Raw genomic sequence first — 24,673 nt, forward strand, 5'->3', positions numbered from 1 at the left:
CCACATACGAAACAAAGCCCCAATTATTGGGGCTTTTATTATTTTATTTAAGGTCTAAAGTCACTGCACTTAGAAAGAAGAAGTATCTTGGAATAATCCTACTTTTAGATCCTTGGCAACGTAAATTTCTTTACCATCAACCAGCACTCGACCATCGGCGAGACCCATAACCAACTTGCGGTTGACAACTCTTTTCATATGTATTTCATAAGTAACTTTCTTTGCTGTTGGCAAAATTTGACCTGTAAACTTAACTTCGCCAACACCTAATGCACGACCTTTCCCTTTCCCACCAACCCAGCCGAGGAAGAAACCGACCAATTGCCACATAGCATCAAGACCAAGACAGCCTGGCATTACAGGGTCACCAGGAAAATGACAATCGAAGAACCAAAGATCTGGAGTAATATCAAGCTCTGCCAGAATCAAGCCTTTTCCGAAATCGCCTTCAGTTTCAGACATTTTAGCTACGCGGTCCATCATCAGCATATTGGGTGCTGGCAACTGTGGGTAGCCTGGGCCAAAAAGCTCGCCTTGGCTAGAGGCTAGTAGATCATCACGGTTATAAGAATCACGTTTGTTTTGCATCATCAATCACTCCAAATTTTGATAGCTGCATGTTAGTGAACAGGTGTACGCTAAACAACTCCGATGAGTTGCAATGTGCACAATGTTTGCACTATAAGAACCAGTTTTTGATGCGTTCCACAATTCCCAATGGATGTTCATGTTTTTCATAACTTTCTATCCGTTGGGCAATCTTATGAATCACGCTTGTTTCATCATCACCACGAAAGGGTTTACCCATGATAATTGGTATCGTCTCATCAACTGTCTCAACAGACCAGATATGAAACTCATTACTTTTAATACTAGTGACTACTTCCTTGTTTAATGCGAGGTGCTTCAAATTTGTTTTGGGAATAATGACACCTTGCTTACCAGTCAAACCTTGATGTTTACAAACACGATAAAAACCTTCTATTTTTTCATTTAGCCCGCCTACAGCTTGAACACGGCCAAACTGGTCTACAGCCCCAGTGACTGCGATCTGCTGATTTATTGGATAATCAGATAATGCACTAACAAATGAACAAAGCTCTGCAAGGGTTGCGCTATCTCCATCCACTTCGCAATATGACTGTTCAAAAACTACGGAAGCTGAATAAGGGAGTGGCTCATCTAACTTTAACGCACTTGAAACAAACGCCTGCATTATCATCATGCCTTTAGCATGGAGATTGCCTCCAAGTTCTGCTTTACGCTCTACATCAGATATATCACCATCACCAAAATGGATAACACAAGATATACGAGCGGGCTCTCCATAAGATAAAGGGTGTCCTGACACATCAATTACGGTCAGTCCATTAACCTGACCAATACACTCACCCTGAGTCTCGATAATGACTTGCCCATCTAAAATATCAGAGAGGGCTCTTTCTGGCAGATAAGATTCACGCTGGTATTTAGCATTAAGTGCTTGGTCAATTGCCTGCTCATCGATTATTTTACCATCAGTGTATAAACTAGCCTCCTGAAAGATAGACAAATACCACAGTGGTTCAATTGGCATATAACGCTGATCTTCACTATAACGAGCACCTGCAACCATTACCCTATGTATGGCATCAAAAGATAGACTCGGTAGGTTAAACGCTTTGATCAAAGACGATAAAAAACCTAAATAGTGCTCTACAGAATTCTTGGTAACATTCATATCATCTTCAATCTCAGTGTAGTTCGCAATACCACTGTAGAGATCGCCATCCATATATTCCAAATCTGCAATTTGATCTCTATTTCCTACTACTACGAGCTTTACAGAAAAGGAGGATCTTGGTACATCGTCAGCTAGATATTTAGGTGTTGTGGAAATGGGGCTGATTGGTTCCCCCAAGAAAATAGCTTTAAATATCGGCCAGCTACTTGGGTTTGCTAGTAACATATTTGCTGAAACAATAAGAAATCCGTCATTGATTCTTTCGACTAAGCCAGTTCTCTGCACTGTAATTTGTCCAGCTTTATTACATGAGTAACAACCCAGCAACTCATTCATATTAATACTTTCAGTCCCAAGCACTGGCTTGTCGGTTAAGCTTGATAAAGCACGCTGAATACTTGACCGATAGAAGGCATTATCAGGAGAATTAACAACAAGCATTTTAGTAAAACCCTCAACGGCTACCAATGTAGAGAGTGCTTGTTTAAGACGAGGCTGTATGTCTAAAAAACTGACTTCGGATAAATTCTCAAAATTAGATATTGTGTCGTCAAACTCGGTATATTGTGGGGTGAGTGCTTGCCAGTTTTCTTGCTTCATCAATAGTATTCATATGCTTGGTAAGGTTTTAGATTATATAAAAAATCTGTTAAGGATGACACTGCAAATTTATCTAATGATCCAAGTCGATTAATTCTATAATTGATGTTGTAACTCTAATTAAGCTGAGTTACGCTGTAACCATAGTTGAAGTGGAATTGATTTAATTATGAAATACCAACAGCTTGAAAATTTAGAATGTGGCTGGAAATGGAGCTATTTGATAAGTAAATGGAAAAATGGTGAACCCATTACTTGTCATCTAGATTCAAGTGAAGCACAAAGTGCAGTTAATGAGCTAAAAAAGCTTGAATCTGAGCCTACAAAAATACAGGGTTGGATAGAACAGCACATGTCACAAGAGCTAGATAATAAGCTCAAACAAGCAATTCGAGCAAAGCGTAAACGTCACTTTAACGCGGAGCAGCTTCACACTAAGAAGAAATCCATAGATCTTGATTATCGCGTTTGGGAGAAATTATCCACTCGTTCTAACGAACTAGGATGTACTTTGTCAGACGCTATCGAATATCTACTCTCAGAAGCTTCACGAAGTGAGAAGGCTAGTAAAGCTGTGAGTAGTTTAAAAGAGGATTTGAGTAAACTTCTAGATTAAGGAGACGATATGTTCTATGCTATTTTGGTTGCAGCATCGCTTATCTTTTGGCTTGTAGCAATAGATAGGCCCGTTTTACTTATTAAATTTAAGTCTGGTCAAGTCGTTAAACAAAAAGGGCACTTACCAGCGACTTTTCGCCATAACGTGATTGAAATAGCCAAGCAAAACCCTTTTGACGGCGAATTCAAAGTTTACCAGCAACGTAGTGGGGCAAAACTGGTATTCTCTAAGCACACACCTAAACCAGTACAGCAACGCATTCGAAATGTATTCCCACATCAAAGCTTTCGCTCCAAAGGTAAAAAAAAGATAAGTTAACGCTCTTAGTCGGTAAGCTACAGCAAACTAAAAGTATTAGAGATTGCCATCCCGGTAGAATTGGAATTGAAAAATAGTACTAGTTTCAATTCTATTGAAATAACCATTATATGAATGTTTGAGATTTTCTTGTCGCTAATCGATAAAATAGCTCTCTGATCGTACAGAGAGCTCAAATAAGTATGTTTATGACTCTATTACAATATCAGAATCTTCCGTTGTAAATAGATTAGCTTTGTTTTGTTTAATTAGCTGAGCTGCATAAGAGGGCGTGACTGCATGTAGGTCGCCTTTTGCTCTTAATGTGTAAGCTTCCCACGCTTGATCTCGATATTTACCAGTCTGAGTATATTGAATAAGTACTTTCATCTCGACCTCTCTTGTCAATGACTTGTGAACCTATCTTTAACAATACTGATATAGATCATGTTGTGCACCTACTAAAACTGAAACCTAAGATTATCGTCGTTAATACTTATCTGTGGCACGAGAATAGCTTTATGCTAAAAATTACACACTTCACAAAACCATGAACTATCAACATAAATAGATTGTGAGAATAAAAAAGAAAAAACGCATCTCAAAATAAATTAACATTGTAAGTCATTGAATTTTTTGGCATCATGAATTTTTTTAAATAAACTTAAGAGTAGTTAAACCAAATAAAAACCCAGTTATGCTCATAAAAAAAGCTGTTTAATGTTGTATATATACTCAAGTATCCATAAGTGATGCTAATTATTGGTAATGCATCACATACACGAGCAATCTAGGTTTCATAAAATTTATAATTTGTTACCTTAGCCGCGCTTTGGGAACATGTCCCAATGTCTTACGTTTGCTGTTTCGGGTAACAGGCCGACTCTAATAGAGTCGGTTCTTTTTATTTTCACTAATCACAATAAATATCATCATAATTTCGATCTATCAGTAAAAGTCTTCCTATTCTTTCAAGAGTACAGCAGGAGATAATGATATGACGAGATTAACATCCAGTGTATACATTTTTTTCATGTTAATTGTTCCCATGAAGGCATGGTGTCTAACTATAAAATTAGCATATTCTGACATTGAATCGTATCCGTTTCAGATGGGTAACGGTGCAGAGATCGCTAGCCCTCCAGGCCTAGCAATAGATATACTCAACCATGTTGCCGCAAAACTAAAACTGGAGATTGAATATTTGCGTTTACCTGGTAAACGAGTTTTACAAGAAATCGCTGCCGGTAAAGTAGATGGCGGTTTTATTTTTTCTTATAACCAACAACGTGCCCAATATGCTCAATACCCAATGAATGAAGATAAGCCAGACAGTAGTAAACGTATTGCAACTATTGGCTATTACTTCTATGCATTAAATGAACAACCAGTGAATTGGGATGGCGAAAAACTTGCTAATTCAAACTACAAAATTGGTGCACACCTTGGATATTCAATAGTAAAAGATCTGCAAGAAAAACAGCTAAAGGTTCATGAAGTGAAAACCACAGAGCAATTATTTAGTATGTTAGAACTTAAACGTTTACCTGTTATTGCACTACAAGATACTACTGCTCAACAGTTTTTACTTAATCACGAAATTTTGACCATAAAGCAAATTCAGCCAGCCATAAAAACAAAGGACTATTTTTTAGTTTTGAGTCATAAATTCATAGAGAATAATTCACAGATAGCACAAAATATTTGGCAAAAAATTGAAGATACCAGAGAAGATATTGTTCAAAATCAAGGTCCTAACTACTTCAATTATAGATAAAATTGAAGTTCACTTACTGTTGTGCTATTGCTAATTTTTTACTCGAAAAGTAAACTCTACAACAATATAATCCCTAATATTCAAAGGAGGACATAGATGAACCCAGTCATTATTACGACTATGGTAAGTATGATATTACTCATGAGCTCTGCCGTAGCAGCAACAAATCCAAATATTGAGTTTATTAGTAAAGCTTCATGCAAGATTGGAGGCTGTAAAATGGTTTGTACAACCTCAGATGGCAAAAGTAATGTAAAAGCACAGGGCATCAACAGTGCGGAAATTATTACCTATAAAAGTGGAACTGTTCAGCATAACCTAGTTATTGGTTTTCAAAAAATGGTGGTTACTTCTCCTTCTGGCACAGAGTCATGCTCGTTAAATAATATAGAAAAAATAACAACAGAGTAACTGACATATAGTTGTTTATAATGAACTTAGGTTATTGGAACAATTAAGTTTTTAATTACAAACATCGTTTTAACACAGTGGAAGCTATGTTATTTTTTATAAGCATTTTTATTTCATTAATAAAATGCTTGTTTTTATGATAAAAAACATCCCCAGTAATTACCGTCTGACTAACCGCCTCACAAACGAGTTCAGAACTAGAACTTTTTAGTAGAAAACCCGGCTGCGTTTGTCGAACTTTAACAAGTAAATCACCAAGATTCATTAATTCAACTAAAATAGCACTTTGTTCTAGTCCCTTATTATGCATATAGGTTTCCCAGAACCAAATAATCAAGTGATCTTCACAAGCGATTGTTTTACTACTTGGAAGGTTTTCAGTGTCCATTTAGAGTTAACCTTTTTAGGTAGCGATATGGATAATTGTAGCCATACAGAAAGTAAGATTGATCTGTGATGAAACTCTATCAAAATAATTGAATATCAAAAAGTGATCATTTGGCATTTTTGCATTCATGACATTACCCTGACGTAGAATTTGAACTTAGTTCCAAAGGCACAAATTTTAGGCTATTGTTTATACAATTAAAGACAAACTTGTTTACAAACTAATGGAAGAGGCCCGCATTATGTCCTGGGTAAAATCTAGCGTTGTTTTAATTCTTACCTTCTTTACTGTAGATCTTGCTGTGGCAAAACAATACAAATTTGCAGTGGTACCCAAAGAAGAAAACAATCCATTTTTTCAAGCAAGTAGGGAAGGATGTGAAGCCGCCGCCAAAGAGTTGGGTAATGTTGAATGCGTTTTTCGCGGTACCAAAGGGGTCGATGTCCGTAAACAAGATAGAATAATTACAGAACTTATATCTGAAGGGGTAGATGGAATAGCGATAGCCGTAGTTCAATCAAAATTTATCTTAGAAAACAGTATAAAAAGGGCGCTTTCTGCTGGTATTCCGATAATAACATATGACTCTGACTTTCCTTCAGAAGCTATTATTAGAAACCCTAATCTGAGAGCCGCTTATATAGGTACTAATAATTTTGAACTAGGTAAATCTCTTGGAGAAGCCTTAAAAGCTCAAAGACCAAGTGGTGGTACCATTATTATCCAAAGCGGACGCTCAGATTCTCCAAATCTCAATTTAAGAGTTATGGGTATACGCTCTGCATTATCTGGGAAAAAATACGATACTTCACCAGGCAAACGTTTGATGGGAGAAAACGGTTGGAAAGAATCAGGGAAACCACTTTATAACTTGGGTTCATTTGAGCAGGCATTAGAAGATCTTCAAAATGTTCTCAACTCGTATAAAGAAAGAAACATACACGCAGTAGTCGCTGTCGGAGGGTGGAGTCAATACTTGTCTGAGTACAGAAATGTAGCTGGACCATATAAGCAGGCAATAAATGACAAAGAAATACTTATAATTACCGCAGATACAGCAGATGAACAATTGGTGTACTTAAAAGACGGGCTTGCTAATGCCAATATAGGCCAAAACCCCTATGAAATGGGCAGGCAAGCAATATTGACTCTTTATAAGCTGGCAAACAAACAAGATATTGATGAGATACAATATATACCTATGACATATTGCACCCAAGAAAACTATCAAACCTGTACCAAAAATTAACTATCAGCAAGGTATAGAGTTAGAACAGAGCCTATCGTGTGGCGTACAAGCTTTTAATTTCTACTTGCTCACCATATAGTTTTTGTTCTATTTCGGCATAATTATAAGACTCTTCACTCGAGAATCGTTTCACCTTTATACCAGCAGTTTTAGCTGCTTTTTTTACATAATTTTCTTCTTTTATGCCAGTTTTGTGTTTGTCATTAGCCAATTGAATAAGAGTTTGTACTTCAAGTGTCATTGGGTCACAAAGCACAAAATCGACATTCTTGCGTAACAGTTTATTATAAGCTCGCTGCAAGTCACCACCACTGTATAGTCCTTTTTTAGGTTTCAACAAATCAACAGCTCTGACTTTGACAAAAATTATTTCTCTACCTTTTACAGCTATTGTTAATGCACGATAAAATTCAAGCTCTTCAGGGCATGCAAACAATGTATGAGAGTCATACTGATAAATATTTTGTTCACTAGATGACAAAATCTCTGCAGGTGTTTTTTTTGACCGAGTAAACAACGATACGATAAAGATGATGGCTGACACGATGATGATACAAACGAGTAATAACATAATTCCTATTCCCTAGAAATACTGAAAATACAATCAATGAAATCATTTAAACACTTTCATTCATGACTACCAACGCATTTATAAACGGACTTTTGTTTATGAAATATTGCTCAAGTTAACTCTTACTTTTAATGTGGGTTATGTTGTTAGTTGAGATAAACGTTGATCCTTCATGCAGCCCATCAAAATCTTTTTTGTCATAGTTTGAAATTAATAACAAAAACATCAGGTCTTATCAGTTTATGTTGCAATAAGTTCAGGAAAACATTAATGAAAACTGCTTTAACTATAGCCATTATAGGTTCGATTTCTTTTTCTAGTTTGGCTCATATGAATGATAATCAAAATGGATATGCCAGTAGCCCTAAAACCATTTTAACTGAAAGCTATGTACAAAAAACTCAACCTGATTTTGAAAAAGGCATAACAAGACACATTGTTCTTTTTGACTTAAAAGAAGGCGTAACGCAACAACAGAAACAGGAGATTGTTAACCGATTCTTAGCCTTGAAAAATTCTAAGCGCAATGGTGAGTTTTATATAGAAAACATAGAAGTCGGTGCTAAAAACATCAGCAAAGAAGGGCAGGGTAAAGGTTATGATCTTGCATTTATCGTGAGCTTCACATCTAAGGGAAATCTTAATTATTATGTTGGTACACCCGCAATTTCTGACTCTGATTATTTTGACAATAACCATCAAAAATTTAAAGACTTTGTCGGACCTTTGTTGAAAGTTGGAAAGAATGTAGATGGCAGCGATTATGTTGGTGTTTTAGTTTTTGATTACCAATTGTAAACCAAAGAAATAACGCATTTTAAAATCAGTATTTTACAGTCAACCCAGTAGGCTTTTACTGTTTATTCAGTGATCTTTCTTCAGAGCGATGATGATACATATTTTGAGTATTTGAGATTAATGTTATTAGTGTTTTTCTTATTCATACCAATAATTAAGGTTCTATCCCTATGAAAATAATAAAAATACTATCGATTGCCGCAATACTGTCGAGCTCTAATTCTTTTGTTCAACCCAGTATTGGCTATGGAGTCGATATCATTAAAAATAACACCTCATCTTTCTCGGCTGGACCTTGGGATAGAATCAGCTGAAAAACGTTACCTTTCTGAAGAAGTTAAAAGCTGAGTATTGCTTTCGTTTCAAATCAAAGCGAAAATGATGAATTATAGCCAAAACATTAAGTGAGACAATGTATGTTCAAAACTGCAACGGCCATATTAAGTGTTTCCATGCTCTCCTTTTACACATGGGCTGAAGATAGTGTCATTAAACTATCTAGCCCACACTCAGTAACTCACACTACCAATCAATTCGTTGCTAATATCCAAGAAAAAGGGTTTAACGTTTTTGCTCGTGTAGACCATCAAGAAAATGCTGAAAAAGTAAATATGTCACTAAGGCCAACAGAAGTGGTAATTTTTGGCAAGCCAAAAGTTGGTACTGAACTTATGCAATGTGCTCAAGAGGTAGCAATCGATCTCCCACAAAAAGCACTCATTTATGAGGATGATAAAGGAAAAACTTGGATTGCATACAATAATCCAATGTATCTAAAAAAACGTCACGATATAGAAGGGTGTGACAAAATACTCACTAAGATAAGTGGTGTATTAAACAGTTTAGCGAGCCAATCTGTTAAATAAGTAATGTTATAGTATGAAAAAGATCGTCAAATAAGCGGTCTTTTCATTCTTCCTTTCAAGGAAGTAAATTGTGAAATTTCTTGATTAAACAAGACCTAACATTCAATCTACTTGAAAATCTGCCTCACATCTTTATCATGGCCACATCACCACGTTGTTAATAATCAAAGACCTATGGCCAATAGCATTTCCACAATACCAACTACTTGGACTAACTCGATATCCAATGATTTTGAGTCAGTAAACACCAAAGCAAATATTACAATAATTCAACAAGTTGAAAACGATCTTGAACAAATCGATATAATTATTGCTTTTATAAACGGACTGGAAAAAAATGCTAATTTGCTGACTTTACTTATGCTTCTAGCTAAGCTTAAAACGCAGGTTATACTGACTATACTCAGTAATATTCCAAATGATTCTATCGCGCTCGCTCTGGCTAAATGCATTAAAAATTTATCTAAAAAATTGGAAAGTATGCAGTCTGACGGAATACTTGACTTTGATATTGGGACACAGGTATCACCTGAATTCTTAAACAGTATTTTAGTAGATACTATCTCTAGAGTTCTAACAGATAAAGAACTAGACGAAGTTAATTCAATTATTGAACAATTAGCAACACTCCATCAAACCTTAAATTACTGGCTTAAGAACTTATCTATCTAAGGGCTAATAGAAAAGACATTGTCTCAATTTTATGTTTAATAGAAAGGAATAAAGATGTAATTAGAGTAGGGGGCCTCGTTATTCTATTTTTCCTTAATTAATAATCAGAGTTTAATTCATGCAACTTCATCAAAATTATTGTCATATTACTTTCGAGACAAAAGCGATCAATTAATGATATAAAATAAAGCGCATACAAGAACTCGTCTATTGATAACATATGTGAGAATAAAAATGAATATTTCGACGTTAATGGCTTTACCATTTTTAACCATTTCAATCGTAGCTCATTCAGGTACTAGCATTGATTTTATCTACCCAACAATCAACGGAGAATTAGACAAAACAATGCAGGTACACTGCACTGTGGGAAATCATCAATTTTCTGGCAACCTACTTGAAAAAGCAGTTCGCTTTGAAGTAATTGAAATGCTTGATAGCAGCTATTTAGGCTCACACAATATCAATTGTAATACAATTTTTTTAAATCAATCGTATGAAATTCGCTTTAATGTGGTTAAGTTTAATCAGGGTGAATACGGAAGTTTTGCGCCTAATTATAATAGCTCTGGATTTGCCTCAGGTGTAAAACAGACAAAGTCTAGGTCATCGTGTTACAAGCCGGATAACTTTGCTTTTGACGAAGCTTGTCTAAGTGAGTTTTATGGCAATAGAACTTATTACTTAGATGGAATGTTAGGCCAATTAGATACTCAGTGGCACTTTGACGATAGTTATTCATCATCGGTAGGAGTTTTCTTATTAGATAACCCACAAAACTAATATTGTTGAACGCTCCAAGAATAAGCGAGTAATTGAAGCTGTTGCCCCTCCGTCGCCTGAAACGCAACACCTGTTAATAAACATCAACATAATAAAATGTATATATTGAGCTATGGTACTTCATTATGAATAATAATAAACTTTTTTTATCCAGTTTTCTAGCAATTTTGCTCGTCAACTCTATGGCTGCATGGTCCGGCTTGAAAGATGGTGCCTGTGCCCTTCCTTTACTAGAACGGCCACTTGAAGAGCTTCTAAGTGAAGGTGTTGAATATGATAATGCTACTTTGGGACCTAAAGCACTTGAACGACAAAGCCTAATTGTAAACTCCAGTGAGGTGAATCTAACAGAGGAGGAGGAGAAGTATTTAAATTTGTATTCATACGACTCTAATGCTTTAGCAAATGATTTCTTAAGATACGGGGAGGATAAACCTTTACCAATGGGTCTATCTGGAGAGTTTCCTGACACTGCACCTATTAGAGTTCAAAAAATAACCACTGCGGTCAATAAGCTTCCTAATACCGGAGAAGTAACTCTGTATAGAGGAGGAAGCTCATCTCGAGGGACTTCCGGTATCTCATTTCGAAATGGAGAGATAGAAGCAGGGGATTATTTGACTAATAGAGACTTTCTATCTTTTACTGAAAATCCAGGGGTACTTAAGAATTTTGCTGTGGTTAAAAACCCTATATTGGCTGGGGAATTCGAAGAGGTTTTTGACGAATCAACAGTAATTTTTAAAATTACTGATCCCAAGTCTGCGAGAGTCTTTGCTCCTTATTCATGGAGAAATAATGTTGGTGAAGCTGAGTCGTTGTATACACCTAATCAAAAGTTTCATATAGATTATGTTAATGATTCCACGACTAACTTTGGTGGTAAATTACAGCCATTTATAGAAGTTGGCTTATCTGAGGAGTCTACAATACCTGCTGGAAGCAATGTCTTTGACCTTACATCAGGTGAAATCATATTGTAATGGTTTTCTGAGCGTGGCTGGATATAAATATCGGCGGCTACGGCCGCCTTTTCTCGGCTCTTTTCAATTTCCTGTGCCCCTCCAGATGTCATCAGTGGTGAACTGAATCTGAAACATGATATTCAAATCAGTGAAAGTACAATTTATCGCTATATTCAAAGAGATAGAGAGCAAGGAGGCCTGCTTTATCAGCTTCTCCCTCATCGAGGTAAACCGTATAAAACGCACAGTGGCTCTGGTGATCGCGTCAATATTAAAAATCGTGTTGGTATTGAAAATAGACCTGAGATTGCGGATGAAAAAACTGAGCTCGGTCACTTTGAAATAGACACCATCTTTGGTGCAGGTCAGAAATCATTTTTACTGACATTGGTCGATAAAATGTCGAAGTCTGTTGTCATTCGGAAACTCGCCAATAAACAAGCGAATACGGTGGTAGAAGCATTTAAAGACGTCCACGGTTCGACATTTTATGATTTCAAAACCCTCACGTCTGATAACGGCTCTGAGTTTGCAGCCCATGAAGATATTGCAGATATCACAGGGTCCGATTTCTTTTTTGCACGGCCTTATCATTCTTGGGAGCGTGGATTAAACGAACATACGAACGGTTTAATCCGGCGTTTCTATCCAAAGGGCACTGATTTTAATAAGGTGAGTGAAGAGGAAATTGCGGAGCTGGAACATATATTAAATACTCGAGGCCGAGCTTCGTTAGGGTACCGGTCACCGAATGATGTTTTTTTAGAGCATTTGATGGCTGCTTAGTTTATAACAGGTGTTGCGTTTCAGGCGACGGAGGGGCTAAAGGTGTGCTCTGATTTAGCCTGAGCGCATCTTTCTTTCGCTATATTGTCGGCGATCCTCCAACAATAAATACCCTTGAAATCATCCAGAGTATTGTTGTTTGTTTCCCTTGAGATCGTACTGGGTGAGACATTAAGTTCTCTAGCAATCTTTCTTTTAGAGATATCCTCACCCAATCTTTTTTCAATGTAAAAACGCTGCTCACTGGTTAATTTAGGCTTTCCCACAAAATCACTCTCTATCAAAGATGAAACGAAACGAGGAAGAGTTTACGTTAAGAATGAACTTCCTCAAGGGTGTTGCGTTTCATCTGACAGAAGGGGGTTGAGCGAGTTACACATAATAAAAGTTAGTCTGATTATTCGAGACTAAAAAATATCTGTCTGATTTAATTGTAAATGATAGGAATCACTACCACTCAACACCTGGTTAAAGGCTAGAGACCAAGGATGAAACTTGGTCCCTTTATGGATTGCAGGTTGAACATTCGGATTATCACTAACGCAATAAGCAACTATAATCATACTGTATAATAATATTAATTAGCTAGGTGTACCATGAACACATTGTATAGATTGGTCGTCGTTAGGAAATCAAGAAAGCAAGAGTCCGTAGAGTTTGAATGTCTCGAAGAGGCTCGTAACTACATGTCTGTATGCCAAGAACAGATTAAAGATTTTGCGGGAGCTTTCGTCGGGGACAAAGAAAGAAAAATATATTACGTAACATTTCCTCTAAGGCCAGCTAAACCTCCTGTTGGAGTTCTAGCTTAGCCTAATTAAAAAGCAAAAAGCTATAGCATTTTCTTGATAGTTTCAAGTGTCCAGCAAGATAACAGGACATTTCTATCTGGGCCATATCTTGGTGCACATTATGTGGCACGTCATTATGTTGAGTGGTTTGGGGTCAGTACCATTGCGCCAGCACAGACGCCCTTGAAGCAGCAAAGGCAGAGTGAGCGAATGGCTCATTGTCGCCGCTTGCGGCGTACATGCTCTGAGTAAGCACCGCTTTACAATGCAAGCCCGTAATATAATGTCGGATAATGCGCATTAAGGTTTTTCTGAACTGTGGACTATTATTTACTTATCTGAGAAGGATAAGAGGGTCATAGGATGTCTAGGGAAATTGTTCATCAGTTCTTTGAGTGGGCAGTGACTAACGATGGTTTGCTTTATACTGGTTCATATACCAACTACTTCATACCTAAAGACCGACTTTGTGAGCCCAATACTGACTGGGTGGACCAAGTAGGCTCTAAAACATTTGTTATTCAAGAGGATTTTGAGAAAGCTTATTTAGCATCCTTAGAATACCATTACCCTATTAAATAGCCCAAATAACCTGACTGCTTTCAAATAGCTTCTCCAGCCCTGACCCTGAGAGTCGCGAGACTAGCAGGGAGCAGGGGATGGCGGAAGCCACATTCTTTAATAGTGGCTTATAGTCCCAATGTGGTACCAACTGATTATGTTACAAAGGTTTAATCTATAAGGATTGGGGAAGCCTTTCAGGTCGTAGTTGGCTCTACTTTACAAAGTTAATATTTAAATGCATCCTAATTATTGATTAATAATCCATCACTAAAAGGAAGCGTCATGAATGAACTAATGCGTGTCAACATAGGTAACACTGAACAGGAAGACTTCAATAAAATCATCATCGAAAAAGGTTTTAACAAGACTGACTTTTCAATTGAAGCCTATTATATTTCGGACGGTGAGGATTTTGACAACGAGGGAGGGGCAGTTAAGATAACGAACACTAAATCAAATTGGTCTAAAACGTATCCTTGGAATAAACCTTGGCTTTGCCAGTTCTCAGACGACTTTGATAAAATTTAACTGGCCCACACCTTAATGCGAATTATGTGATTTATGACTTCAAATCGTTGATATCAGAAGTATTATACTTATTTAGTATGTTAACCCCAGATTCATTTATCAGGTCTTGACCAGAAACAAGTTCTATATTGTTTTCTAGTTGAAGGAAGAATTCCACAGAATATTTCAACAATAATCTTGTGACATGGCAGTTTAATCTGTTGAATAATTTTAACTTATTAATAACTTCATATGAGAAACTTAATGATGAGTGTATCCAACAAAATTGCAATGTTTAATGATTTATCAGTAGCTAATAACAAGGCTGCTTCTACAAGAAGAGATGATCAGTTACCGGCTAAACGAATCCGTAATTGTGCCTATCGCAATGATTACAACATGACAGAAATAAAAAAATTGGTGCAAAAAAGTAACCAACATCAGCAACCTACGCCAGTACGTAGTGTTTATCAAAATAATTATAATTATAATGAGGTTGCGCGATTGAGCAGAGCGATTACAGGTTGGGGCGACAGAACGACTCTTCAATCTCCTAGTTTTATGAAGCTAAGCTAATTGTACATACTTATTTTCCAGCCCGACATTGAGCGGGCTTTTCCATAAGACATTACAACTTTGCTCCTACAACCTTGGTGCGCATTATGCTGTCTTATGTAAAAATAAGTCACTGATTAATATATAGTTATATTAATAAAAGAGGTATCGCTGAACTATTATCACAGATTAGGAAAGTTTTATTAATGCCTAGTTTATTAGCATTTGTGGCTGAGCACTATGAAAAATATGATTTTTGCTTCATTAATAATAATGAGACATGGATCATATGAAAAGACAAATAAAAGAAGAACTATTCCAAAATAATCTGTATGGCAACCAAATATCAGACTTAATGCTTTGGCATTTTGATTCGATTAAAGAAGCGGCCGACTATTTCGGCGTCACTCCCCAAACAATCAAAAACTGGAAGAAAAAAGGCACATGGCCACTATCAGTCGTGCGTCTACTGCTCATCATGCATCGTGGTTATTTACCAACGTCTAAAGAGTGGAGAGGCTTTAAAATTCGTGGGGATAAATTATTTACGCCAGGCGGTAGGGAATTAACCGCTTATGACTTGATGGAACTGGATATCAGAGTGTGTCTTAAAACAACCTCAAACGTCATCCAATTTAGGCGCAAAAAAAAGAAACGTTATAGATTAAAAACTAAACAGGGCGTAAAACGCCCTGTTAACTCTTCATAAGCTTTAGAACTGGTCAATTAAATTACCCAAGTTCGCAATCTTTGACCGGGTGGGTGGGGGAACCGGTGTTAACCTATCTTTCTCTTTGCTCGTTCGTGCATAAGCATACCAAGACATCAGCAATAGAGTAGGAAGCACAACCAAGGGCCAACGCTGATTTGTCCTCATCACGAATTCCCATTTTCAAGCCTTGTAACACGCTCATCTATCTTTTCAAGCATGAGCCGCAACCACTTCACATCTGTTTTGAGTGTCACCCCAACACCAATACCTGAGCACAAAGAGCTGATCGCGAAAATAACTAGTGCTTGGTAATCCATTATTGAAACTCTTTACGGATGGTTTCCCAAAGACCAATAGCTACGGGCATGGCAACACCAATAATGCCGCCGTATTGGACGCCTTCAGGCGTCACGCTTGCCGTTAATAACTCTGGATGACCGATGGCTAATGCCGCACCCGCCCCAACTAACGCGAGACCTTTTTGTGTGGAAGGCTCATCTAAATTGATACCCATTTTCTCTAATAGTTTTTTCATAGTAATTTACTCGCTTTTAAAAATTTAATGGTGTAGGCCGCCGCAACGCCACCCACAATGGTTATTCCAAGTTTTTTCCAGTCTTCTTTTGTCATGCCAATGACACTCCTTTTTGCGCCATTTTCAGCGAATAATAATCACCCACTTCCATACGTGACATGGTATGCAGCAATTTCGCTAATTGGTCATTGTCATTCACGTCAACACGCTGATTGGGCGCTATGCCTGTTTCCTTGCTCACGAACTTGGTGTAGTTGTCCGTGTCATTCTCATGAGAGGGAGCGAATCGATTGATCATCTCTTTTAACGTGCTGAAGCCTTGTCGCTCATAAGAGCGAAGTACCCGCGCACCGGCACGAAATCCATAAGCGGGATTAGTGAACTCTTCAAATGATTTGTCAGTGTCTAACAGTGATTCACCTTGCCACTGTGTGGTATCACCTTTGCTTTCGCGGATGTTTAATGGGTTATTGTTCCGAACGCCGCGAGGCAATGTTTGTTTGTATGCCATATAAATAAGCCCTCCAACGGCTCCTAGTGTGAGAGATAGATAGAGCGGGCGCATTACTGCGCTAGCTCTGGTTGCGGATCGGCTTCGTCAATTCGGTGTTCCTGCTCGGCAATATCAATACCAAATTCAGACCATAGTCGGTTTCCACGAGGCACGATATACAACTGGCCATTGACTGGATGATGACAACTCACCATTGTTTTTTCTGGATTAGAATATTTCATAATGTCCTCTTATGGCCTTGCATCAACAACAAATTCAGCCGTTATATAAAAGCCTCCGGATGAACGAAATAACGCTGATAGGCTCGTTTTGCTTACCATTTGAGCATTTGCAAAGTAAGTACCCGTACCCGCATGATTTGCAGATTTAATTGAGATAGCAGGATCCCTATGTTTATGAGTAAAATAGATATTTCGAATCGCGTAAGGGCCTGTACCGTCTGCGCCTTTCCCCCCTCGAAGTTCATAACCCATGCCAAAAGTGGTTATCTCATAAAACCGTAAACACGGTGTAAGCTCATCGGCTACTTGTCGATAGAAAGGCAAAGATTCACTTTGCGCCAGCACCAACTTAGTAAATTTTGAGTTGTCGCCACTGACTTCAAACTGAATGTACTCGGCACTGTCACTTTGTGCTGTATCCATCTCACCGTTAACTTTGATTTGTGGTGCGCCGCTAACAATGGTCATGTTGCCGCGTAGGGTTTGATTGGGTTCGCCGATGTTTGGCACAAGCTGAATAATTGAGCCACTGAGCAAACGAAAACCGTCGGCATCTCGATACACTTCGGCACCGTTTTCGCCCGCTTTCCAACCGTCACAGAAATACACACCCGCTGATAATACGCCGGCTGATTCATCCGCTTGATTAATTTTGCCGCGAGGGTTAATCAATAGGTTCTCACTGCTTGCATTGGCTAGGGCTTGCGCGTGGTTTACATCCGTTTTCAGTTCCGCAATATCTTTGCTTTGCTGAGTCAGTAAGCTTGCCTGTTGGTCAATCAATGACGCTTGTTGATTTAACTTACTCAGTAGTGAAGCATCTTGCTGAGTTAGATTCAGCAAATCGTTAATCACCTGAGCATCTGTATCAGACAACGCCAGCAAGCGGTCGGCCAGTTGGTCAACGTCTGAAATCGTTGTTTTCGTGTTAAAAAATGGGTTATAGACGTGCATTATTTCACCCCCACAATCGATAGGCGAGCAGTTGATGCGCTGGTATTGACGGCATAAAGCTCACCTGTGTAGTCCAACGATAGGGAGCCTGTCGCGTGCTTGCTCCCCATCACCATAAGCCCGCGATTTGAGGCAATATTAAAATCACCAATACGCAAACTCGTTACCTTGTCACTAATGACTTGGATCGACACTTGACGAAAACCGCTATTGCAGATTTTTACCTTCGCATTGGGCGCAATTTCAACATCTGGCTTAGTGGTCATGGCGTCAGGTGAAAGCGGTTCGACTTTCAGCCCATCACCAACGTGCACCGTTGCCGAAAACTCGATTGGCTCAATAATGCGCTGGACCACTAAGCCACTGGTTGAGGCGGGCCGTACCTCAAGATCTGAAATTTGATAATCAAAGGCCACGGTCTGCGGCGCTTTGTGCTCTAAAAACATCTTATCGAACTCAGACACATTGATCCGGTCGCCCGATTCCAGCCGCTGCGGTCTCAGGTTGTCAGCACTGATAAATACAGGGGCACTGGTCGAGCGCACAATCAAATATTTGCCTTTGCCACCAACGGAAATTGGCGTCTGTGTCCCTGGTTGTAATTCCATTATTTCTTACTCCATGCTAACGCCACCATACCCACAGCAAGCGCACCCGACACACCCAGTGCAATTTTCGTCATTTGCGGGGCCGTGCCTGTTTGCTCATGAGTTTTCGCCTTTTCTGCCACTTTTAGCGCCGTGCGTGTGTTTTCACTGCTTTGCGCGGCCAGCACTTTCATTGCATCAATGGCTTCTGAGTTAGTTTTTGATACGGCATTCAATGACTTCTCGCCAAAGTCAAAGGACTTATCAATGACCCGCTCATTGCTTTTTATCGCTTCTGAGCTGAGATTACCCGCTTGCTTCATGGCTTCCGTATTGCTTGCCATTGCCGCCTTAGCCATATTCTCGGCTGCTTTCATAGCGCCGTGGTCAGTCATGGTGACACTGCCAATGTTGCCATTAACACCTGAAATCATTACACCAAGGTTGTCACCGCTAACCGCGCTTGTGCCGTTGGTGTTGGTGGTTTGCGTGGTGTTTTTACTTGAACTTGAACCGCCGCCGCCCATTAGCACCCCCCCAAATTCAAAGACAACACAGCATCACGTTCTGACTGGCCCGTTAACACGAACCCAAACCCTTTAAGAATTCGAGTCATGCCCGTGCGCACCGTGTGATATTTGATAGCGCGATAACCTTGAGATTTAACTGCATCAATGATCGCGGGCGCACCTTGTTGTAAGCCTTTGCCCGTCATCGCTAAAATCAAATAGTCATTGTCACTGGTGACGTAACCGACAAACCGCAATGATACGCCTTGCTTGCGGCTAACTAGGTGATACAAGCTCGCTCGTTTATCGATGACCGCATCACAGCAAAACTCAAACTCAGCCTTAGCGTTATCCACTCCATTAAACGCACGTTTAATCAGCTTAAATTGCGCCGATAGGTCAGGGCGGTTAGGGCGAATCAAATTGAATTTCATTTTCTTTTCACCGCCCATATCACCGCACCAATCCCAAGTAAAATAAGCGGGGCATTGCTCGCTAAGCTTTGCCAAGCACTGCCACCAAAGTTGATCGCACCGTTTCGGATACCGCCAATCGAGTTTCTCGCGTCGGCTTGGCTAGGACCCGCAGCACCACCTCCCGCACTGATAGGCATCGAACCGCTATTAGTTAGCCCATTCGGTATCATTTGCCCCCCTTAATTACCTTGTAGGCGATATAACCGCCGCCCCCAAGAGCGGCTAACTTAATCACTTTCGTTGCAGCCGATCCCGCAAAGAATCCGCCCCCAAACCCCGCCCCGCCAGCGGCAAGAGCAACCCATATTAATGGCATCGTCTCTCCCTATTTTTTGGCCAACACGACAAGCAAACCCACACCCAATAACGCCGCGAATCCAATACCCGCATAGAGAAGTGTTTTATCTTCTTTCTGCGATACAGGTGTCACCTTATTGCCGTGGTTGTCAGCTTGTTTGACTGTCTGCGCCGTGGTGCCTGAATTCACAGTTTGTTGCTCTGAGGTCGTGGCGGTTTTAACGAGGCTGTCAAACCCTTCACCAACACTATCAAGCGCACCAGAACCAAAGTCGCTCAAGTCATCCCATAAAGACATAACGCCCCCTTATTGAATGAGATCAGGACGCACCACTTTGACCGACTCAACCAAGATTGGGATCGTACCAACCGCTGAATCTGTTTTTACAGTGAGCTTGAGTTCATTACTGTGGTAGGTGGGGAACAGTTCATCTAGATAATAACCGCGCATGATAGGGTCAAAATGAAACACGCCCGCTTGCCAAAAACGGCGATTACGTTTTGCACGCATGGTTTCCACCGCTCGCGTTGAGTCGTAAAGCTTTACATAGTCTTTGTGAATTTCCAGCCCGTTAATTTCAGCGCTCAAAAAGTGCATGCGGCGAACGTGCACCAACGGACCACTTTTTAGATCTAGAAACTCGTTTTCCGTTGAACCCGCTTGCATGGTCTGCTTTTGGATCATGGGAACAACGATTCTTGCAGGTTGCGCAGGGGAGACCGTCGCATGACCTTTCAATTGTACATCCGGCGAATCGTCAGCGGGTTTATCCACGATTTCGACTTCTAACGTGATGTTATCGCCTGTCTCTGTCACAAGGGCTGTATAGCGCATACCGTTTTTGGTTTTGGCCGTAATGTCAGCCAATGGGATATGATAGAAACCTTCAATAGACGGCATACCTTTGTACGCTTCTAGAGATTTCATAAGCTGACCATCTAGCGTGATAATTTCATCAGCATTGAGCGTGATAGAGACACGCTTGATTTGCTCAGGTGTTAGGTTCGTTTCCAGAAAGATTTCTTCATAGACTGGCCCCGTCGATAGGGTCACGATTGCTTTCTCACCCCATTTAATACCCGTAAAGGAATTGATTTTCATTACTGAATTCATGTCACAACCCCTTAACCGATTGTGTCTTCAACGGCATCAACGTTGTTTGATGCCCAAACCACGCCAGCCGCGACCAGTGCCGCAATGCCCGCAATAATGCCGATGTTCTTAGCATCTAATTTCATTGTTTGCTCCAAATAAAAAACCGCCCAACATTGGACGGCTTTCACTTAAGCAAGGGATTCACAATCGATACCTAATAGTTATTGTGAATGGGTTGGCAATAAGTTTGATTTGGTTCACATATTACCAGCGAATCACTCCCTTTTTGAATTGCTTACCGTCCTGCAGCAAGTACTCAAGTCTGTCGAGTTGGTCAATCTCATCAGCGGGTATTCCGGTCATTTTTTCCAAATATTGGGCACTGGCTTTAGTCTTTTGCATCATCACACACGCATACTGACAGTTATCAATGATGGTCTTTGACACCTCTTGGCCACGTTGGAATAGATTAATGGTATGTAAGTTAAACTTACGGCCTAGGCGCAATATTTTTCCGTGGTAACCTGTCGCCTTACCCGCATTGTCGCTGTGCTCTGCTACTTCCTCACAAATGATGTTAAGCGCCTTAGTGTGCTTTCCGTTCCCCATCGCCCATGCCACCTGACAAAACTTGTCAAAGTCCTTTGTTGTGGTTTCAAACGTGGGCTGATAGGCAATCTTAAAGCCTTGCATAGTCTTACGCCCAGCAATCAATGCGGCGGCGAACTCTTTGATATCGCTATAGCCACGCACCACACGTCCCGCCAGCTTTCCGGTGTAGTCGCCCATTGGGTCAAAAATGGCGACTTGATCCGTCGCCTTGATAAAGAGTTTCTTAGCAGCGGACGTTTTGCCGCTGCCACTCATCCCAACCGCAAACACATGACCATTTTTTAGGGCATTATTCGGGTTAATAGGTTGCATTTATTGCGCTTCCTCCGATGCCTCTGATTCACTTTCCATTTGCTCTATCTCTTTGGCTTTATCAAAGGCTTTAAGGGCTTTGATTTGCTGGAATGAGCTAAAGCCAAGTGCTCCTGCAGCGCCAATAAATGCAATTTCCTCTTTGTACTCGGCTAGCCAAGGTGGAAGCTCGCCGTTATATTTCACAAAAAGAGGGGCGGCCGCTTGCGCGACACCTTCCGCGCCATCAGGATCAAACTCAAACGACTGATGACCAAACATTTTAAGCCCTTGCTCAAATACACCAAGTACAACGCTTGCAGTTTGTTTCCCTGCTTCGAGTGCTGCCGCTTGTTTGGGATCTTTGCGCTTAATAACGCTATCTGGATCGAAGTCGTCGCCGTTAAGCTCGGCCAGTAATGCTTTTTCGTCTAGCTCGCTGTGCTGTTCTAACTGCTCGATGTCTTCCACGTCAATTTGATTGTTTTCTAATACTTGCTCATCCATTACGCCACCGCCTTTAAGAATTTAAACATTCCACCTAATACAAACCCTGTTACCGCACCAATACCCATACATGCTGCCGTTCCCATTGGCTTTGATTCACTATCCTGTTGTGGCTCATTCACAACGGGCTTAGGCTCTGATTGGGGTTCCGGCGTAGGGTGGGTGAGGGCTTCAATATCTGCTTGAATCTCTTCAAGAGTTTTAAAGCCTTTCATTTCTAGCTGTGCTGGCTTACCACAACGATTGTCAGGACCACATTCACAGCGGCCATATACATACTCTTTGCGCTTACCTGAGCCTTGCATAATGGCTTTGGGCGTCATACAAGTGCGGCAAGTGACATAGCCTAAGATTTCCTTTTCCATTATCCGCGTTCCTTTTCCAATGCATTTAATCGGCGATTGAAAGCCTTAAATAGCCAAATCGTTTTGGTTAGCCAAGGCTTAACAAACCCAAACCCCATAGGCGGTTTATAGGCTTGTGATTCGGTGTCCATTTCGTTGAGCAAGCGTGTGGTTTCGCTTTGGAGTGTTTTCTGTTCCATGCAATCACCACTCAATCATGACAGAGAACAGACCGACAAAAGCCCAAGCGTAAACGATGACGTCAAGCTTCTGCTTTTCTGTTTTAGGCGGCCGTGGACTGTTATTAGCCCAACAACCCAAGAAAAACATAATGGCGAGGAGTAGGAGATAAACCCCTTTCGATATAGAGGAAATGATTAAATCAATGAACTCTATCGGTATGAAGAGATAGAGGCAGATAAGCAATACAGATAGGAATAGGGGAAGGACAACTAATTTTTTATGTTTATATGGCATATAGCTCGTTACCTTAACTGACGTTAATAGGAACAAGCCGAAGAAATTTACGAATCCGATAGCAATTATACCCATTTCATAACAATAAGGCACTGATTTTATATAAATCTTGAATGCCATCACCTATTCATAAGTTGAAATTCGTTACAATATTCAAGTTGTGAAATACGCTAAGGACGTTAAAATGAGCACATCATGCAAAGTGGCATTGAGTAAGGACGTTAAAGCCCTTCTTTCAGAATTCCAGCACCAGGTAGGGCTATTTAACGAAGGCTATAACTATCAAGATAATCCCGATGTTTCTAGCCGTATCGCTAAATCATATATGGATAGGCACCCTGATTTTTGTTGTATAGAGGGATGGGGGACACCACTTACCATATATAACGAATGCCGCAACATGAAATCTGTAACAAATATCAAAGAGATTGAACACCCTACAGCCCCAATTAAGAAAAAAGAGCATCAACTAGCACTCTTTGGTGATTTAGCGCTAGGTCACGGTGGTAAAAGGGCTGGGTCCGGACGAAAGAAGGCGAAAAAGCCAAGTAAGGTTGTCAGAGTCCCTGGAACAATAGCCGAAGATTTCGCGCAAATTGTAGAAATGTACAAGCGGTTAGATGAGAAGTCTAAAGATCAATTTCACAATGATTTGGTTTCGTTAAAGACGTTGATGCAAAATTCTAAATCAGCTTTTGTTCAGCAAGTATAGAGGCTAACTGAGTAAGGCTCAAACCTGATCCAACTAGCATAATAGAGATAGCAATAATTTTTGAAAGCTCATTGGCTTGAATTAAACCTTCGGCAACCGTTACCATGATATCAGCCCATGTATTATTCCCAATGAGTTCTGCCGTAAATTGATCTGGAGTTGAGAAATCATTTACGTCTAGAACTGTCATCATACAAACAAAGGCTGTTCGCTTATTTGCATCATTAAACGCGTGGCCTCTGGCTAGCGCTACACAATAATGTGCGGCCAGCTCTACCGCTGTATTGCAGTCGTTTCCGTAGATAGAAATGTTCTTTATTCTTCCAACAACAGCATCCACCTTGTCATGATGTACACCATGAAGCCCCGGCTCTTGGGCTAAAATGTCCTCATGAATTTCTATTACATCCTCGGGCTCTAAAAAATACAATTTACTCATCGATGAGCAAGCTCTTCAATGGTCTGTCTGTGCTTTTCCATAATGGTTTTCACTGCTTTACGAAGTGCCTTTTTCGGAGCACGTTCAAATACAACTTCTTGGTTTTTTCGAGCCTCTACAGCTTTATCGAATTCTTTTTTTAATGTGCTTGTGCTCATACTTCCTCCAATGAGAGAGCTATTCATATTTTTATTGTACGCGATTATTGCCGATTGTGTATATCTCGACTTTGTTTTAACCGCAACCATACTGGCATGTAGGCTTTATGAAAATTGTAACATAAATCAAAATTGAAAAGATTGGTTTAGAGGTTTCAAACACTGTCCAACCCCAAAAGGCGGGGTTTGGTTCAGCTCTTTCAGGTAGTCACTGAGTGACGTTTCTAGTTTTGTAAATTGCTGAATAACAATATTCATTGGCTTATATCCTTATACTGACGTTGGGATACAAGCCGGAAGGGTTTACGGA

43 protein-coding genes are annotated in these 24,673 nt (G+C 40.0%); 18 read left to right on the forward strand and 25 right to left on the reverse strand.

The window, feature by feature from the left end; translation table 11 throughout:
- Positions 1 to 69: 69 nt before the first annotated feature.
- Complete coding sequence (gene fabA, locus OCV27_RS07545) at positions 70 to 588, reverse strand: bifunctional 3-hydroxydecanoyl-ACP dehydratase/trans-2-decenoyl-ACP isomerase (RefSeq protein ID WP_125321391.1); 519 nt, start codon at positions 586 to 588, stop codon at positions 70 to 72.
- A 91-nt stretch (positions 589 to 679) separates the two neighbouring features.
- Positions 680 to 2,323 carry a S16 family serine protease gene (locus tag OCV27_RS07550; protein WP_125321353.1) on the reverse strand — a complete coding sequence of 548 codons (1,644 nt, stop codon included), beginning with the start codon at positions 2,321 to 2,323 and terminating at the stop codon, positions 680 to 682.
- A gap of 169 nt (positions 2,324 to 2,492) precedes the next feature.
- On the opposite strand from OCV27_RS07550, the gene matP reads away from it, so the two are divergent.
- Together matP and OCV27_RS07560 are read left to right on the forward strand one after the other, a co-directional pair.
- Positions 2,493 to 2,939: a macrodomain Ter protein MatP gene (gene matP, locus OCV27_RS07555; protein ID WP_125321351.1), complete on the forward strand. Its 447-nt coding sequence runs from the start codon at positions 2,493 to 2,495 to the stop codon at positions 2,937 to 2,939.
- A 9-nt stretch (positions 2,940 to 2,948) separates the two neighbouring features.
- Positions 2,949 to 3,260, forward strand: a complete 312-nt coding sequence (locus OCV27_RS07560; protein ID WP_125321349.1) for a DUF3634 family protein — start codon at positions 2,949 to 2,951, stop codon at positions 3,258 to 3,260.
- Positions 3,261 to 3,446: 186 nt separating this feature from the next.
- On the opposite strand, the gene OCV27_RS07565 is transcribed toward OCV27_RS07560, so the two are convergent.
- Entirely contained in the window at positions 3,447 to 3,629 is a 183-nt protein-coding gene (locus tag OCV27_RS07565) for a hypothetical protein (RefSeq protein WP_125321347.1), read from the reverse strand.
- Between the two features lie 607 nt (positions 3,630 to 4,236).
- Here OCV27_RS07565 and OCV27_RS07570 point away from each other — a divergent pair.
- Entirely contained in the window at positions 4,237 to 5,016 is a 780-nt protein-coding gene (locus tag OCV27_RS07570) for a substrate-binding periplasmic protein (protein ID WP_337969022.1), read from the forward strand.
- Between the two features lie 96 nt (positions 5,017 to 5,112).
- A complete protein-coding gene (locus OCV27_RS07575) occupies positions 5,113 to 5,427 on the forward strand; it encodes a hypothetical protein (protein WP_125323503.1) in 315 nt (104 codons plus the stop codon).
- 55 nt (positions 5,428 to 5,482) lie between these two features.
- On the opposite strand, the gene OCV27_RS07580 is transcribed toward OCV27_RS07575, so the two are convergent.
- Complete coding sequence (locus tag OCV27_RS07580; RefSeq protein ID WP_337969023.1) at positions 5,483 to 5,815, reverse strand: hypothetical protein; 333 nt, start codon at positions 5,813 to 5,815, stop codon at positions 5,483 to 5,485.
- Between the two features lie 241 nt (positions 5,816 to 6,056).
- Here OCV27_RS07580 and OCV27_RS07585 point away from each other — a divergent pair, with 241 nt between their 5' ends.
- Positions 6,057 to 7,064, forward strand: coding sequence for a substrate-binding domain-containing protein (locus OCV27_RS07585; RefSeq protein ID WP_125323455.1), 1,008 nt, complete (start codon positions 6,057 to 6,059; stop codon positions 7,062 to 7,064).
- Positions 7,065 to 7,095: 31 nt separating this feature from the next.
- Here the strand turns inward: OCV27_RS07585 and OCV27_RS07590 are convergent, their stop codons facing one another.
- Positions 7,096 to 7,635 (reverse strand): DUF2726 domain-containing protein, encoded by a 540-nt coding sequence (locus tag OCV27_RS07590; protein WP_125323456.1) that lies wholly within the window; start codon positions 7,633 to 7,635, stop codon positions 7,096 to 7,098.
- 270 nt (positions 7,636 to 7,905) lie between these two features.
- On the opposite strand from OCV27_RS07590, the gene OCV27_RS07595 reads away from it, so the two are divergent.
- From OCV27_RS07595 to OCV27_RS07625, 7 genes are all read left to right on the forward strand, one after another.
- Positions 7,906 to 8,433 (forward strand): Dabb family protein, encoded by a 528-nt coding sequence (locus OCV27_RS07595; RefSeq protein ID WP_337969024.1) that lies wholly within the window; start codon positions 7,906 to 7,908, stop codon positions 8,431 to 8,433.
- Between the two features lie 170 nt (positions 8,434 to 8,603).
- On the forward strand, positions 8,604 to 8,747 hold the full coding sequence (locus tag OCV27_RS07600; protein ID WP_337969025.1) for a hypothetical protein: 144 nt from the start codon (positions 8,604 to 8,606) through the stop codon (positions 8,745 to 8,747).
- Positions 8,748 to 8,849: 102 nt separating this feature from the next.
- Positions 8,850 to 9,299, forward strand: a complete 450-nt coding sequence (locus OCV27_RS07605; RefSeq protein WP_125323305.1) for a DUF302 domain-containing protein — start codon at positions 8,850 to 8,852, stop codon at positions 9,297 to 9,299.
- Positions 9,300 to 9,473: 174 nt separating this feature from the next.
- Positions 9,474 to 9,971 (forward strand): hypothetical protein, encoded by a 498-nt coding sequence (locus OCV27_RS07610; protein WP_125323304.1) that lies wholly within the window; start codon positions 9,474 to 9,476, stop codon positions 9,969 to 9,971.
- Positions 9,972 to 10,205: 234 nt separating this feature from the next.
- A complete protein-coding gene (locus OCV27_RS07615; protein WP_125323303.1) occupies positions 10,206 to 10,754 on the forward strand; it encodes a hypothetical protein in 549 nt (182 codons plus the stop codon).
- Between the two features lie 125 nt (positions 10,755 to 10,879).
- Positions 10,880 to 11,737 (forward strand): hypothetical protein, encoded by an 858-nt coding sequence (locus tag OCV27_RS07620; RefSeq protein ID WP_125323302.1) that lies wholly within the window; start codon positions 10,880 to 10,882, stop codon positions 11,735 to 11,737.
- A 141-nt stretch (positions 11,738 to 11,878) separates the two neighbouring features.
- Complete coding sequence (locus OCV27_RS07625) at positions 11,879 to 12,505, forward strand: IS30 family transposase (protein WP_245986879.1); 627 nt, start codon at positions 11,879 to 11,881, stop codon at positions 12,503 to 12,505.
- 20 nt (positions 12,506 to 12,525) lie between these two features.
- On the opposite strand, the gene OCV27_RS07630 is transcribed toward OCV27_RS07625, so the two are convergent.
- Positions 12,526 to 12,771 (reverse strand): helix-turn-helix domain-containing protein, encoded by a 246-nt coding sequence (locus OCV27_RS07630; RefSeq protein WP_125323300.1) that lies wholly within the window; start codon positions 12,769 to 12,771, stop codon positions 12,526 to 12,528.
- A gap of 330 nt (positions 12,772 to 13,101) precedes the next feature.
- On the opposite strand from OCV27_RS07630, the gene OCV27_RS07635 reads away from it, so the two are divergent.
- The 5 genes from OCV27_RS07635 to OCV27_RS07655 all read left to right on the forward strand — a co-directional run bounded on the left by OCV27_RS07635 (position 13,102) and on the right by OCV27_RS07655 (position 15,631).
- Positions 13,102 to 13,317, forward strand: coding sequence for a hypothetical protein (locus OCV27_RS07635; RefSeq protein ID WP_125323299.1), 216 nt, complete (start codon positions 13,102 to 13,104; stop codon positions 13,315 to 13,317).
- 342 nt (positions 13,318 to 13,659) lie between these two features.
- Positions 13,660 to 13,878: a hypothetical protein gene (locus OCV27_RS07640; RefSeq protein ID WP_125323298.1), complete on the forward strand. Its 219-nt coding sequence runs from the start codon at positions 13,660 to 13,662 to the stop codon at positions 13,876 to 13,878.
- 264 nt (positions 13,879 to 14,142) lie between these two features.
- A complete protein-coding gene (locus tag OCV27_RS07645) occupies positions 14,143 to 14,388 on the forward strand; it encodes a hypothetical protein (RefSeq protein WP_125323297.1) in 246 nt (81 codons plus the stop codon).
- 243 nt (positions 14,389 to 14,631) lie between these two features.
- A complete protein-coding gene (locus OCV27_RS07650) occupies positions 14,632 to 14,943 on the forward strand; it encodes a hypothetical protein (RefSeq protein ID WP_125323353.1) in 312 nt (103 codons plus the stop codon).
- A 268-nt stretch (positions 14,944 to 15,211) separates the two neighbouring features.
- A complete protein-coding gene (locus tag OCV27_RS07655; RefSeq protein ID WP_337969026.1) occupies positions 15,212 to 15,631 on the forward strand; it encodes a DUF3653 domain-containing protein in 420 nt (139 codons plus the stop codon).
- Between the two features lie 167 nt (positions 15,632 to 15,798).
- On the opposite strand, the gene OCV27_RS07660 is transcribed toward OCV27_RS07655, so the two are convergent.
- From OCV27_RS07660 to OCV27_RS07740, 17 genes are all read right to left on the reverse strand, one after another.
- Positions 15,799 to 15,951 carry a hypothetical protein gene (locus OCV27_RS07660; protein WP_337969027.1) on the reverse strand — a complete coding sequence of 51 codons (153 nt, stop codon included), beginning with the start codon at positions 15,949 to 15,951 and terminating at the stop codon, positions 15,799 to 15,801.
- Positions 15,951 to 16,169, reverse strand: a complete 219-nt coding sequence (locus OCV27_RS07665) for a hypothetical protein (RefSeq protein ID WP_337969028.1) — start codon at positions 16,167 to 16,169, stop codon at positions 15,951 to 15,953. The genes OCV27_RS07660 and OCV27_RS07665 overlap by 1 nt, the downstream gene beginning before the upstream one ends.
- A 91-nt stretch (positions 16,170 to 16,260) precedes the next feature.
- Complete coding sequence (locus OCV27_RS07670; RefSeq protein WP_337969029.1) at positions 16,261 to 16,680, reverse strand: virion protein; 420 nt, start codon at positions 16,678 to 16,680, stop codon at positions 16,261 to 16,263.
- A gap of 53 nt (positions 16,681 to 16,733) precedes the next feature.
- Positions 16,734 to 16,904 (reverse strand): hypothetical protein, encoded by a 171-nt coding sequence (locus tag OCV27_RS07675; RefSeq protein ID WP_185759870.1) that lies wholly within the window; start codon positions 16,902 to 16,904, stop codon positions 16,734 to 16,736.
- A 9-nt stretch (positions 16,905 to 16,913) separates the two neighbouring features.
- Positions 16,914 to 17,858, reverse strand: a complete 945-nt coding sequence (locus OCV27_RS07680) for a hypothetical protein (RefSeq protein ID WP_337969030.1) — start codon at positions 17,856 to 17,858, stop codon at positions 16,914 to 16,916.
- Positions 17,858 to 18,403, reverse strand: a complete 546-nt coding sequence (locus tag OCV27_RS07685; RefSeq protein WP_337969031.1) for a hypothetical protein — start codon at positions 18,401 to 18,403, stop codon at positions 17,858 to 17,860. Before OCV27_RS07685 ends, OCV27_RS07680 begins: the two co-directional genes overlap by 1 nt.
- Before the next feature lie 62 nt (positions 18,404 to 18,465).
- On the reverse strand, positions 18,466 to 18,972 hold the full coding sequence (locus tag OCV27_RS07690; RefSeq protein WP_337969032.1) for a hypothetical protein: 507 nt from the start codon (positions 18,970 to 18,972) through the stop codon (positions 18,466 to 18,468).
- The gene (locus tag OCV27_RS07695; RefSeq protein WP_337969033.1) at positions 18,972 to 19,388 is read right to left on the reverse strand and encodes a hypothetical protein; all 417 of its coding nucleotides are present in this window, start codon (positions 19,386 to 19,388) and stop codon (positions 18,972 to 18,974) included. Before OCV27_RS07695 ends, OCV27_RS07690 begins: the two co-directional genes overlap by 1 nt.
- Positions 19,385 to 19,600, reverse strand: a complete 216-nt coding sequence (locus OCV27_RS07700) for a hypothetical protein (protein ID WP_337969034.1) — start codon at positions 19,598 to 19,600, stop codon at positions 19,385 to 19,387. The genes OCV27_RS07695 and OCV27_RS07700 overlap by 4 nt, the downstream gene beginning before the upstream one ends.
- Positions 19,597 to 19,746 carry a hypothetical protein gene (locus OCV27_RS07705; RefSeq protein WP_185759874.1) on the reverse strand — a complete coding sequence of 50 codons (150 nt, stop codon included), beginning with the start codon at positions 19,744 to 19,746 and terminating at the stop codon, positions 19,597 to 19,599. Before OCV27_RS07705 ends, OCV27_RS07700 begins: the two co-directional genes overlap by 4 nt.
- A gap of 9 nt (positions 19,747 to 19,755) precedes the next feature.
- A complete protein-coding gene (locus tag OCV27_RS07710) occupies positions 19,756 to 20,025 on the reverse strand; it encodes a hypothetical protein (protein ID WP_337969035.1) in 270 nt (89 codons plus the stop codon).
- A 9-nt stretch (positions 20,026 to 20,034) separates the two neighbouring features.
- A complete protein-coding gene (locus OCV27_RS07715) occupies positions 20,035 to 20,841 on the reverse strand; it encodes a major capsid protein P2 (protein WP_125323489.1) in 807 nt (268 codons plus the stop codon).
- A 246-nt stretch (positions 20,842 to 21,087) separates the two neighbouring features.
- Positions 21,088 to 21,747 carry a P-loop NTPase family protein gene (locus OCV27_RS07720; RefSeq protein ID WP_125321573.1) on the reverse strand — a complete coding sequence of 220 codons (660 nt, stop codon included), beginning with the start codon at positions 21,745 to 21,747 and terminating at the stop codon, positions 21,088 to 21,090.
- Positions 21,748 to 22,233: a hypothetical protein gene (locus OCV27_RS07725; RefSeq protein WP_125321571.1), complete on the reverse strand. Its 486-nt coding sequence runs from the start codon at positions 22,231 to 22,233 to the stop codon at positions 21,748 to 21,750.
- Positions 22,233 to 22,598, reverse strand: a complete 366-nt coding sequence (locus OCV27_RS07730) for a hypothetical protein (protein ID WP_125321569.1) — start codon at positions 22,596 to 22,598, stop codon at positions 22,233 to 22,235. Before OCV27_RS07730 ends, OCV27_RS07725 begins: the two co-directional genes overlap by 1 nt.
- Positions 22,598 to 22,777 (reverse strand): hypothetical protein, encoded by a 180-nt coding sequence (locus OCV27_RS07735; RefSeq protein WP_125321567.1) that lies wholly within the window; start codon positions 22,775 to 22,777, stop codon positions 22,598 to 22,600. The genes OCV27_RS07730 and OCV27_RS07735 overlap by 1 nt, the downstream gene beginning before the upstream one ends.
- Positions 22,778 to 22,781: 4 nt before the next feature.
- Positions 22,782 to 23,054, reverse strand: a complete 273-nt coding sequence (locus OCV27_RS07740; RefSeq protein WP_125321564.1) for a hypothetical protein — start codon at positions 23,052 to 23,054, stop codon at positions 22,782 to 22,784.
- 184 nt (positions 23,055 to 23,238) lie between these two features.
- On the opposite strand from OCV27_RS07740, the gene OCV27_RS07745 reads away from it, so the two are divergent.
- A complete protein-coding gene (locus OCV27_RS07745; protein ID WP_125321562.1) occupies positions 23,239 to 23,766 on the forward strand; it encodes a hypothetical protein in 528 nt (175 codons plus the stop codon).
- Here OCV27_RS07745 and OCV27_RS07750 read toward each other — a convergent pair.
- Complete coding sequence (locus OCV27_RS07750) at positions 23,738 to 24,205, reverse strand: type II toxin-antitoxin system death-on-curing family toxin (protein ID WP_125321559.1); 468 nt, start codon at positions 24,203 to 24,205, stop codon at positions 23,738 to 23,740. The genes OCV27_RS07745 and OCV27_RS07750 overlap by 29 nt on opposite strands.
- The gene (locus OCV27_RS07755; protein ID WP_185759787.1) at positions 24,202 to 24,363 is read right to left on the reverse strand and encodes a hypothetical protein; all 162 of its coding nucleotides are present in this window, start codon (positions 24,361 to 24,363) and stop codon (positions 24,202 to 24,204) included. Before OCV27_RS07755 ends, OCV27_RS07750 begins: the two co-directional genes overlap by 4 nt.
- Positions 24,364 to 24,673: the final 310 nt, after the last annotated feature.

This window comes from Vibrio pectenicida, from assembly GCA_024347015.1.
GTDB lineage: Bacteria > Pseudomonadota > Gammaproteobacteria > Enterobacterales > Vibrionaceae > Vibrio > Vibrio pectenicida.